Annotated in this window: 9 protein-coding genes and 1 riboswitch; of the genes, 2 read left to right on the top strand and 7 right to left on the bottom strand. The window is 73.6% G+C overall.

Annotated features, from left to right (window positions below; all coding sequences use genetic code 11):
- Positions 1–684: 684 nt before the first annotated feature.
- On the top strand, positions 685–906 hold the full coding sequence (locus ACIRS1_RS29705; protein ID WP_402845089.1) for a hypothetical protein: 222 nt from the start codon (positions 685–687) through the stop codon (positions 904–906).
- Here the strand turns inward: ACIRS1_RS29705 and ACIRS1_RS29700 are convergent.
- The 7 genes from ACIRS1_RS29700 to gcvT all read right to left on the bottom strand — a co-directional run bounded on the left by ACIRS1_RS29700 (position 881) and on the right by gcvT (position 9,108).
- Entirely contained in the window at positions 881–1,627 is a 747-nt protein-coding gene (locus ACIRS1_RS29700) for a hypothetical protein (RefSeq protein ID WP_402845087.1), read from the bottom strand. The genes ACIRS1_RS29705 and ACIRS1_RS29700 overlap by 26 nt on opposite strands.
- A 214-nt stretch (positions 1,628–1,841) precedes the next feature.
- Positions 1,842–2,387 (bottom strand): hypothetical protein, encoded by a 546-nt coding sequence (locus ACIRS1_RS29695; RefSeq protein ID WP_402845086.1) that lies wholly within the window; start codon positions 2,385–2,387, stop codon positions 1,842–1,844.
- Between the two features lie 134 nt (positions 2,388–2,521).
- On the bottom strand, positions 2,522–4,360 hold the full coding sequence (locus ACIRS1_RS29690) for a hypothetical protein (protein WP_402845084.1): 1,839 nt from the start codon (positions 4,358–4,360) through the stop codon (positions 2,522–2,524).
- Positions 4,361–4,602: 242 nt separating this feature from the next.
- Positions 4,603–5,970 (bottom strand): L-serine ammonia-lyase, encoded by a 1,368-nt coding sequence (locus ACIRS1_RS29685; protein WP_360204750.1) that lies wholly within the window; start codon positions 5,968–5,970, stop codon positions 4,603–4,605.
- Positions 5,971–6,128: 158 nt separating this feature from the next.
- Positions 6,129–7,397, bottom strand: coding sequence for a serine hydroxymethyltransferase (glyA, locus tag ACIRS1_RS29680; protein WP_360204752.1), 1,269 nt, complete (start codon positions 7,395–7,397; stop codon positions 6,129–6,131).
- A gap of 126 nt (positions 7,398–7,523) precedes the next feature.
- Positions 7,524–7,898: a glycine cleavage system protein GcvH gene (gene gcvH / locus ACIRS1_RS29675; RefSeq protein WP_360204755.1), complete on the bottom strand. Its 375-nt coding sequence runs from the start codon at positions 7,896–7,898 to the stop codon at positions 7,524–7,526.
- A gap of 88 nt (positions 7,899–7,986) precedes the next feature.
- Positions 7,987–9,108 (bottom strand): glycine cleavage system aminomethyltransferase GcvT, encoded by a 1,122-nt coding sequence (gcvT, locus tag ACIRS1_RS29670; protein ID WP_360204757.1) that lies wholly within the window; start codon positions 9,106–9,108, stop codon positions 7,987–7,989.
- Between the two features lie 232 nt (positions 9,109–9,340).
- Positions 9,341–9,446, bottom strand: a riboswitch (glycine riboswitch).
- 188 nt (positions 9,447–9,634) lie between these two features.
- Between gcvT and ACIRS1_RS29665 the strand changes: the two genes are divergently transcribed.
- Complete coding sequence (locus ACIRS1_RS29665; RefSeq protein WP_402845082.1) at positions 9,635–10,438, top strand: enhanced serine sensitivity protein SseB C-terminal domain-containing protein; 804 nt, start codon at positions 9,635–9,637, stop codon at positions 10,436–10,438.
- Positions 10,439–10,480 lie beyond the last annotated feature (42 nt).

Genomic DNA, 10,480 nt, shown 5'->3' with positions numbered 1-10,480 from the left:
AAGTCGGGCGGGCCGACTTCTGGTGCTGTCGGCGTGTGCCGATGTCTCGTCGAGGCGTCGGGCGCGCCGGCGCCTGGGTCCGTGGTCTCGGCGTCCGTCAGGTCATGGCCCGCTCGCTCTGCATGGGAAGTCGGCCGGGTCGACTTCCCATGCGGCCGCCTGGCGGCTTGATGGGAGGGTGGGAGGAATATGTAGACCGGTCTAGAGAGGACCGTCTGGGCGGAAGGCGGTGCGCAGGAAGTCGGGCGGGCCGACTTCTGGTGCTGTCGGCGTGTGCCGATGTCTCGTCGAGGCGTCGGGCGCGCCGGCGCCTGGGTCCGTGGTCTCGGCGTCTTGGCCCGGCCGTCCTGTGTGGGAAGTCGGTCAGGTCGACTTCCCGTGTGGTTGCCTGGCGGCTTGGTGGGAGGATGGGGGGAATATGTAGACCGGTCTAGAGAAAAACCCCTGGGCGGCGGGTTCGGTGTGCAGGAAGTCGGGCCGGCCGACTTCCTGCGCTGGGAGGGGGATGTGTAGGCCGTCTTCGTGCGGGGCGGGGCGTGGTGCCGCATGGTGAGGTCTGGGCGGCCAGGGGGGAATATGTCGACCGGTCTAGAGAAAATGCTTCGGGGGTGGATCGCGCCCAGGGAGGGGGCAGAGTATGTGGACCGGTCTACATAGTTTTCGGCGGCGCCGGGACTCGGGGGCGTGTCCGCGGGCACCCACCCGTTTCGCATCGCTGTTCCGGACGCCGATCCGGAGAACCCGCTCCCCCGCCTCCACCGCCTCGACCGGACGCGCTGGACGGGGCCGGACCGGGGCGGCCAGTTCGCTGCGGTGGAGGAGCCGGACCTGGTGATCGCCGACATCAGGGCCTTCCTCGGGGACCTGACGGCGGTGGGAGTCAGCCCGACGGGCAGTGCCCGGTGAGGCAGAAGGAGCCGACCACGGAGTGCAGCAGGTCCCCGGACGGGCTGGGCCAGCTCGCCTCAGGCCCGGCCACCAGCAGGGCGTGGGCCTGCCCGTCCGGGCCGACCAGGATGTGGTCGACCACGCGGCGCACTCCGCCGCCCAGGTTGTAGGCGTACTCGAGTTCGGCCCCGCCGCCGGGCGTCTGCTCCAGCCGGATCCGGTGGTAGCCCGGGAAGCCGGACGGGTTCCGGGCGAGGTCGGCGTCGGTGGCCACGGCCCGGTCGTACGGGGTGAACTCGCCCATCGGGAACACCTGGATCAGGCCGGTGCCGTCGGGGGAGTCGTAGAAGACCGAGGGGTCCTTCGTGCGCCGCTTCCAGCCCTCCGGTACGAGGAGGTCGAAGCCCGCCGGGTCCTGGACGAGTCTGAGCTGCGGTCCGGCGTGGGTCGGCGTGGGAGCTGGTGTGGCGGCGGCCGGGCCGGTCGGCGCCGCCGACGGGGAGGCTGCCGACGGGGAGGGCGTGGACGGGGCGGGCGCCGCCGGTGCCGCGGTCGTGGCCGAGCCCGGCCCGGCAGCCGCGCCCGAACCCTCGTGCCGCGTCAACAGGTACCCGGCGCCGCCCCCGAGCGCTCCGATCAGCACCCCGAGGACGGCCGCCAGCACGATCGTCCGCCGCTTCCGCAGCCCCGGGGGCCCGCCGCCCTCGGCGCGCGGACGGCGTTTCGGCGGCTTCGGCACGGTCGGCGACTTCGGAGGCCCGGACGTCGTCAGCGGGGGAGGCTCGGTCGGCGGCTCCCACGAGCTTGCCCAAGCCGGCGCCTGCGGAGGCAGTGGCGGCGGTGGCGGCGGTGGCGGTGGCGGCGCACCCCCGTCGGGCACCGTCACCCACTGCTGCCGGTCCGCGTCCCAATGGACCCCCACGCCCGCTCCCCCCGTCGTCCCTCGTCCCGGTTCAGCCCGGCAGTCCCTCGATCGCCTGCACGACGGCGAGCGCCGAGGCGAGGCCGGACACCACGGTGGCCGAGCCCCGAAGGAGGTCCCGCAGCCGTTCCAGGCGGGTGCGGGGGGCGGTGCCCGTCTCCTCGACGGCCGTGCGGACGGCGTCGAGCTCGTGTGCCACTTCGTCCACGCCGTCGCCCTCGGCCCGTGCGAGCAGGGGGAGTTGGGCGCTCAGTTGCCGGACGGAGGTGAGCAGCAGGCGGGTCTGCGGGTCGAGGTGGACGGAGGAGTCGACGGCCCGCGCGCCGGGGCCGGAGGCGACCGCGCCGCCGCTCATCGCGCCGATCGCGATCCCGCCGGGGGCCGCGGTCGGCAGCTCCACGGCCGCCGGAGGCCCGGCTGCGGGTGCGGCCGCTCCGGAGTGCTGGGACCGGTCCTCCGCACTCGCCCGGTCGCCGGCCGCGACGGCCCCGCCGGACAGGTGCCCGATCGACACCCCGCCGCTCACCCCGCCCTGCTCGGCCTGCCCGGGCTGTCGCCGGTCCGTCTCACCGTTCATCGCCGGTCTCCCCGCTCCCTCGTCAAGCCGTCCATCCGTCAAGCCGCTCCCTCGTCACGACGTCCACCCGCCATGCCGTCCACCCGCCATGCCGTCCACCCGCCATGCCGTTCCCTCGTCACGCTGTCCACGCGTCACCCGGTCTTCTCCCCGTGCGGTCCCTCGGGCGCGGGGCTGTGCCGGGCGGTGGCGCCGGGGCCGGAGGCGACCGCGCCGCCGCTCATCGACCCGATGTGGATCCCGCCGTCCAGGACCTGGACGACGGTCTGTTCGAAGCGTCCGGTCTCGTAGCCCTCGGAGTGCAGCGCCTCGCGGACGCCGTCGATGATCCGTTCCTCGATGGTCTTCACGTACCGGTTGACGTCCAGTTCCTGGAAGAGCGAGACCGTCGGCTCGGCGGCGAGCTCGCGCACGGAGACGACCGGTCGGGCGGCCACCACGGCCTCGCCGTCCCCGCCGGCCGCGCCGCCGGGGTGCCGGAGCGCGCGCAGTGCGGCAGGCCCCGCGGTGAACGCCGACACGGCGGGGCGTCCGCCGTTCAGCCGGGTGCCGCGCAGGGCGGCCGCGTCGGCGAGCAGCTCGTAGTCGCGGCGGACGGGGCCGAGGACGTGCGGCACGACCTCCAGCACCAGCAGCCGGCCCTGGGTGTGCACCCGGAGCAGGACGGACAGCACGACCTGTTCGTCCCAGGCGCCGACCCGCACCCGCAGGAAGTGCCGGCGCCGTTCGGCGCCCTCGTCGACCGCCGCGGTCAGGTGCCGGGCGACGGTCTCCTGGTCGCGCGGGACGTCGGCGCGGCGCGGGCCGTACGGCAGGAAGACCAGTTCCTGGACCTCCATGTCCCGCAGCCGGTCCAGGCTGGTCGAGGCGGCGGCCTGCCGCAGGGCGAGCAGCCGCGGGACGATCAGGTCGAGGACGGCGCGGGCGGTGAGCTCCCCGGCCGGGGAGGCCGCGGCGGCAGCGGTCGGGGCGGCAGCGGTCGGGGCGGCAGCGGTCGGGGCGGCGGCCGGCCCGGTCCTGCGGCGCTTCAGCTCCAGGACGAACGACCAGGGCTGGTACGGGGTCCCCGCGCCGAGGAAGGGGTCGGCGGGGTCGTAGACGACGAGCGGCGAGTACTGCTCGGCGCCGATCGCGGCGCCGATCCGGGCGTAGCGCGGTCCGGCGGGCAGCTGTCGTGGCCGGAGCCGGAGGAAGTCCTCGCGGTTGAGCTCCCGGCGCACGGTGCCGGCGACGAGCAGCCGGTGCACCCAGACGGTGGCGGCGAGCGCCAGCGGGAAGAGCACGCCGAGGAGGTGGGAGTCCCGCAGCGCGAGCAGGGCCACCACCCAGTACAGGGCGTGAGCGACGCCGGCGGCCAGCGACAGCAGCCCGTTGGCGGGGCGCCGGGCGGCGGGCCGGGCGACGGCGGGGGCGGCGGGCGCGTACAGGGCGTCCTCGCGGACGTCCGGGGACTTGGCGTACCAGGACAGCAGGCAGGCGAGGGCGTACAGGAGGGCGGTGTTCGCCAGGTAGGGCGTCGCGTACCGGGTGAGGTCGTCGAAGGTGTTGCCCGCGGAGGAGCCGCCGGCGACGCGGTACGGGTGGGACGAGCCGTAGCCGGACGGCGGGTGGGTGAGCAGCGGCAGGTAGGCGGTGACGAAGAAGCCGGCCCAGACGGCCGCCAGGACGGCGCCGGTGCGGAACTCCAGCGCCCGGGCCCGGAGCGCGTGGGCGAGGACGGTGACGAGGTCGAAGCCCAGCGACGGCGGGACGGAGCGCTCCTCGTGCTCGACCAGTTCGGAGACGACGCGCCGACGCAGCTCCGGGTCCAGGTAGACCCCGGCGGACAGCAGTCTGGTGGCCTCGGAGAAGGCGTGGCCGGGCGGCCCCTGCGTGGCTGTGGCGGCTTGCGCGCCTGTGGTGGCCTGCGCGCCTGTGGTGGCCGGTGCGGTCGCGGTGGCCTGCGCGGCGGCGTGGTACGGCTGGTAGGTCATCCACTCCCCCCGGTGGTGAACCAACTCGCGCAGATTATGGCCCAGTTGTCCGCGGCCGGCCAGCGGTACGGCGGTATTTCCGGCAGCGCACCAGGGGCCCGCGAGAACCGGCGAGACACCCGTGAGAGGCCCACGAGGAGCCCACGAGGAGCCCTGCCGAGGGGGGCGAGAGGGAGCCCCCGGAACGCCCGAGCCCCCGGACGGTTCCCGTCCGGGGGCTCGGTGCTGCGGCGGTAAGCCGCTCAGCACTCGATGACGTTCACGGCGAGACCGCCGCGCGAGGTCTCCTTGTACTTGATCTTCATGTCGGCGCCGGTCTCCTTCATGGTCTTGATCGCCTTGTCGAGCGAGACGTGGTGGCGGCCGTCGCCGCGCAGCGCCATCCGGGCCGCGGTGACGGCCTTGACCGAGGCCATGCCGTTGCGCTCGATGCAGGGGATCTGGACCAGGCCGCCGACCGGGTCGCAGGTGAGGCCGAGGTTGTGCTCGATGCCGATCTCGGCGGCGTTCTCGACCTGCTCGGGGGTGCCGCCGAGGACCTCGGCGAGGCCGCCGGCGGCCATCGAGCAGGCGGAGCCGACCTCGCCCTGGCAGCCGACCTCGGCACCGGAGATGGAGGCGTTCTCCTTGAACAGCATGCCGATGGCACCGGCCGCGAGGAGGAACCGGACGATGCCGTCCTCGTCGGCGCCCGGGATGAAGTTCAGGTAGTAGTGCAGGACGGCGGGGATGATCCCGGCCGCGCCGTTGGTCGGCGCGGTGACGACCCGGCGGCCGGAGGCGTTCTCCTCGTTGACCGCCATCGCGTAGAGGGTCACCCACTCCATCGCGTTGGCCGGCCCGATGCCCTCGGCGCGCAGCGCCCGGGCGGCCGCGGCGGCCCGGCGGCGGACCTTGAGGCCGCCGGGCAGGATGCCCTCGCGGGACATGCCGGCCCGCACGCACTCCTGCATGACCTGCCAGATCTCCAGCAGACCGGTCCGGATCTCCTCCTCGGAGCGCCAGGCCTTCTCGTTCTCCAGCATCAGGCCGGAGATCGACAGCCCGGTCTCCCGGGTGAGCCGCAGCAGCTCCTCGCCGGTGCGGAAGGGGTAGCGCAGCGCGGTGTCGTCGGGCTTGACCCGCTCCGCGCCGATGGCGTCCTCGTCGACGACGAAGCCGCCGCCGACCGAGTAGTAGGTCTTCTCCAGCAGCGTGGAGCCGTCCGCCGCGAAGGCCCAGAGGGTCATGCCGTTGGCGTGGTAGGGCAGCGAGCGGCGGCGGTGCAGCACGAGCTGGGTGTCGGGGTCGAAGTCGATCGGGTGGTCGCCGAGCAGGTTGATCCGCTTCTCGGCGGTGATCCGCTCGACGTCCTTGTCTGCCTGGTCGACGTCGACCGTGCGGGGGGAGTTGTTCTCCAGGCCCAGCAGGACGGCCTTCGGCGTGCCGTGTCCGTGGCCGGTGGCGCCCAGCGAGCCGTACAGCTCGGCACGCACGCTCGTCACCCCGTCCAGCATGCCCTCGGACCGCAGGCGGCGGGCGAACATCCGGGCCGCGCGCATCGGGCCGACGGTGTGGGAACTCGACGGGCCGATGCCGATGGAGAAGAGGTCGAAGACGCTGATGGCCACGGGGGACGTCCTTGTCTGGTCTCGTGGAAGTACGGGCGGGCGGGGGACGACACGGGTCGGGGCACCGCGCGCACCTACCAGTGTGCGCGGTGCCCCGGGGTCCCAGGTGCCGTGGCGGGGTGAGGCCGGTCACCCCGCCCGGGCGATCACCGGAGTGATCAGAGGTTCGGGTACAGCGGGTACTTCTCGGCCAGCGCGGTGACGCGGGCCTTGAGCGCGGCGGCGACGGTCTCGTCGAAGGCGGGCTTGAGCGCCTCGGCGATGATGTCGGCGACCTCGCGGAAGTCCTCGGCCTGGAAGCCGCGGGTGGCGAGGGCCGGGGTGCCGATGCGCAGGCCGGAGGTGACCATCGGCGGGCGCGGGTCGTTCGGGATGGCGTTGCGGTTGACCGTGATGCCGACCTCGTGCAGCCGGTCCTCGGCCTGCTGGCCGTCGAGCTGGCTGTTGCGCAGGTCGACCAGGACGAGGTGGACCTCGGTGCCGCCGGACAGCACCGAGGCGCCGGCCTCGGCGACGTCGGCCTGGAGCAGGCGCTCGGCGAGGATCCGGGCGCCGTCCAGGGTGCGCTGCTGGCGCTCCTTGAACTCCTCGGACGCGGCGACCTTGAAGGCGACGGCCTTGCCGGCGATCACGTGCTCCAGCGGGCCGCCCTGCTGGCCGGGGAAGACCGCGGAGTTGATCTTCTTGGCCCACTCGGCCTTGGACAGGATGACGCCGCCGCGCGGGCCGCCCAGGGTCTTGTGGGTGGTGGTGGTGACCACGTCCGCGTAGGGCACCGGGTTGGGGTGCAGCCCGGCGGCCACCAGGCCGGCGAAGTGCGCCATGTCCACCATCAGCAGGGCGCCGACGGCGTCGGCGATCCGGCGGAACTCGGCGAAGTCGAGCTGGCGCGGGTAGGCGGACCAGCCGGCGATGATCAGCTTCGGCTGGTGCTCCTTGGCGAGGCGCTCGACCTCGGCCATGTCGACCTGGCCGGTCTTCTCGTCCACGTGGTACGCGGCCACGTTGTAGAGCTTGCCGGAGAAGTTGATCTTCATGCCGTGGGTCAGGTGACCGCCGTGAGCCAGGCTCAGGCCCAGGATGGTGTCGCCCGGCTGGATCAGCGCGAACATCGCGGCGGCGTTGGCCTGCGCGCCCGAGTGCGGCTGGACGTTGGCGTGCTCGGCGCCGAACAGGGCCTTGATCCGGTCGATCGCGATCTGCTCGACCACGTCGACGTGCTCGCAACCGCCGTAGTAGCGGCGGCCGGGGTAGCCCTCGGCGTACTTGTTGGTGAGCACCGAGCCCTGGGCCTCCATGACCGCCACCGGGGCGAAGTTCTCGGAGGCGATCATCTCCAGCGTGGTCTGCTGGCGGTGCAGCTCGGCGTCGACCGCGGCGGCGATCTCCGGGTCGAGGGAGTGCAGGGACTGGTTGAGAACCGTCATGGTGTGGTCTTCCCGGTGGAGGAGGATCAGGGGTGCCGTGCGGAGCGCGCCCTCGGAAGGGTGGCGGGCGACGGGTGGTCGGCGCGGGCGGGCCGCCGCGCTGCGGCCCGCCCGGTCACGAGTGGGTCAGGCCTTGATGAAGGCGTTGTACTCGTCCGCGGTGAGCAGCTTGCCGGTGGACGCGACGCGCACCTTGAACAGCCAGCCGCCCTCGAAGGGGGCGCTGTTGACCAGGCCGTTGTCGTCCAGGACGTCCTGGTTGGTCTCGACGACCTCGCCGGTCACCGGGGAGTACAGGTCGCTGACCGACTTGGTGGACTCCAGCTCGCCGCAGGTCTCGCCGGCGGTCACCTCGTCGCCGACCTCGGGCAGCTGCACGTAGACGATGTCACCGAGCGCGTCGGCGGCGTGCTGGGTGATGCCGATCGTGGAGACACCGTCCTCGGCGGCGGTCAGCCACTCGTGCTCCTCGGTGTACTGCAGGTGCTGGGGGTTGCTCATGGCGTCATTCTCCAGGATGGGAAGCGGGTACGACGAAGCGGGCCGCCGCGCGGACGGCTTCGACGTGGGTCTTCGGGGGAGTGGGGGTTCAGCGGGCGCGCTTGTAGAACGGCAGCGCCACGACCTGGACCGGCTCGTGCTTGCCGCGCACGTCCACCGCGACGGTGGTGCCCGGGGCGGCGTGGGCCGCGTCCACGTAGGCGATCGCGATCGGCTGTCCCAGGGTGGGGGACGGCGCGCCCGAGGTGATCCGGCCGATCGGCGCACCGTCGGCGGAGACCACGGTGTACTCGGCGCGCGGCACCCGCTTGCCCTCGGAGACCAGGCCGACCAGCACCCGCGGCGGGTTGGCCTCGGCCTCGGCGGCGGCCTTCTCCAGGGCCTTGCGGCCGACGAAGGCGCCCTCGTTGGTGGTCTTGTCGAAGCGGACGACCCGGCCCAGGCCGGCGTCGAACGGGGTCAGGTCGGTGGAGAGCTCGTGCCCGTACAGCGGCATGCCCGCCTCCAGGCGCAGCGTGTCCCGGCAGGACAGGCCGCAGGGGACCAGGCCGTGGCCCTCGCCGGCGGCGGTCAGCGCCTGCCAGACGGCCTCGGCGTCGCCCGGGTTGCAGAAGATCTCGAAGCCGTCCTCGCCGGTGTAGCCGGTGCGGGCGAGCAGCACGTCGCGGCCGGCGACCTGGGCCGGGAGGATCGCGTAGTACTTCAGGCCGGGCAGGTCGGCCTCGGTGGTCTTCGCCAGGATCGCGGTGGACTCCGGGCCCTGGACGGCGATCAGCGCGTAGGTGTCGCGGTCGTCGGTGACGACGGCGTCGAAGCCCTTGGCGCGGGCGATCAGCTCGTCCAGCACCAGCTGGGCGTTGGAGGCGTTGGCGACGACCAGGAAGGCGTCCTCGCGGAGGCGGTAGACGATCAGGTCGTCCAGGATGCCGCCGTCCTCGGCGCAGATCATGGTGTAGCGGGCGCGCAGCACGCCCAGCGCGGAGACGAAGCCGACCAGCGCGTGGTCCAGCATCTCGCCGGCCTGCGGGCCGGTGACGGTGATCTCGCCCATGTGGGAGAGGTCGAACAGACCGGCGCGGTTGCGGACGGCGAGGTGCTCCTCGCGCTCGCTGCCGTAGCGCAGCGGCATGTCCCAGCCGGCGAAGTCGGTCATGGTCGCGCCGAGGGCGCGGTGCAGCGCGTCGAGCGCGGTCAGGCGGAGGGACGACATGGCCAGGAACTCCTCGGTCGGGGCACTCAGGGGTGCACGCGCCGGAACCGGGCCCGCTCGGGGACCGACCCCTGCGCGCGGGCATGCGGCGGCGTGGGTCTCCCCATCTGTCGTCGAACCTGAGAGCTTCACCGCCCACCTGCCCGCAGCTGTTTCCAGCATCCAGGACAGCATGGCGGCTTGCACCGTGGGTGGGCGCGCGACAGGGCCGTGCGCCGCTTTCCAGATGTGCCTAACCCGTGCGGTAGGGGGGCCTGAGAGATTCCGGGGAGGACTTGCTCCTTCGGCGCCGGCTGTACCACCTGAGGGGGTACTCCGGGCTCTCCCGCGCGGGTTCGAGCGGCCGGTATGGAGTTGTGGGGCCCGGCGGCCCACTGCGCCGTCGAACGCGCACATCATGGCACGTCCGCGCCGCGGGCGGGAGAGGGGCCCCGGTCACGCCGCGTGATACCGAACACGGGCCCTAAACTGCTCCGCGTCGGCGTAGCACAGGGCGGCCGAGCGGCAGAGGGCGGATCAGGCGCGCATGGGGTACCCGGTGGAGCAGCAGCAGGGGTGGGGCGGGCCGGCGGCGGCGCCGCCGGGCGGCGGGTGGCCGGCCAACGAGCTGGAGCAGGTGCTGACCGCCGCGCTGGGCGACCCGGGCGCGACGCCCCGGGTGATCGAGGTGCTGGCCCGCAGCCAGGTGTGGATCCCGCTGCCGGCCGGCGGCGACCCGCAGGGGCAGTCGCTGGACCTGCCGACCGTCGAGCTGGCCGGTGACCCGTACGTCCCGGTCTTCTCCTCGCAGGAGGTGTTCCTGCAGCAGGCGCCGGGGATGGCGTTCGCGGTGGCACCGGCCTGGGAGTTCGCCCGCGGTCTGCCGCTGGGCGTCGGCATCGCCGTCAACCCGGAGGCCGCGGTGGGCATCCCGGTGCCGCCGCAGGGCGTGGCGGAGCTGCGCCGCGGTCCGCGCGAGGACCGCTGGGACGCCGCAGGCGACGCCCTGGCCCCCACCGGCGGCCGGGTGGCGTTGCGCGAGCCGGTGCCGGGCGAGGACCCGGAGCACTTCCTGGCCGCCTGCCGCGCGGAACTGTCGCTCCTCCCTGGAGTGTTGACCGCCCGCCGGGCGCTGGCCAGCATCGAGGGCGAGCCGACCGTGATGTTCGTGGGCGTCCAGTTGGATCCGGCGGCCCCGGCCGACCCGGCCGCGGTCAACGAGGCGCTCGGCCGGGCCCTGGGAACCGCACCGCTGCCGGGGGGCGTCCACCTCGTACTGCTCGATCTCGCCGACGATCCGGTGGTCGAGTGGCTGCTCGCCCGGGTACTGCCTTTCTACGCGCGGGTGTGAGCGGCGTTCGTTCGTAGGCACGTCGCCGTGGCGGTGGCCGGT

Source organism: Kitasatospora sp. NPDC101176, assembly GCF_044768035.1.
In the GTDB taxonomy this organism is placed as follows: domain Bacteria; phylum Actinomycetota; class Actinomycetes; order Streptomycetales; family Streptomycetaceae; genus Kitasatospora.
The sequence above is the reverse complement of the archived record's forward strand: the minus strand, read 5'-3'. Positions and strand labels throughout refer to the sequence as shown.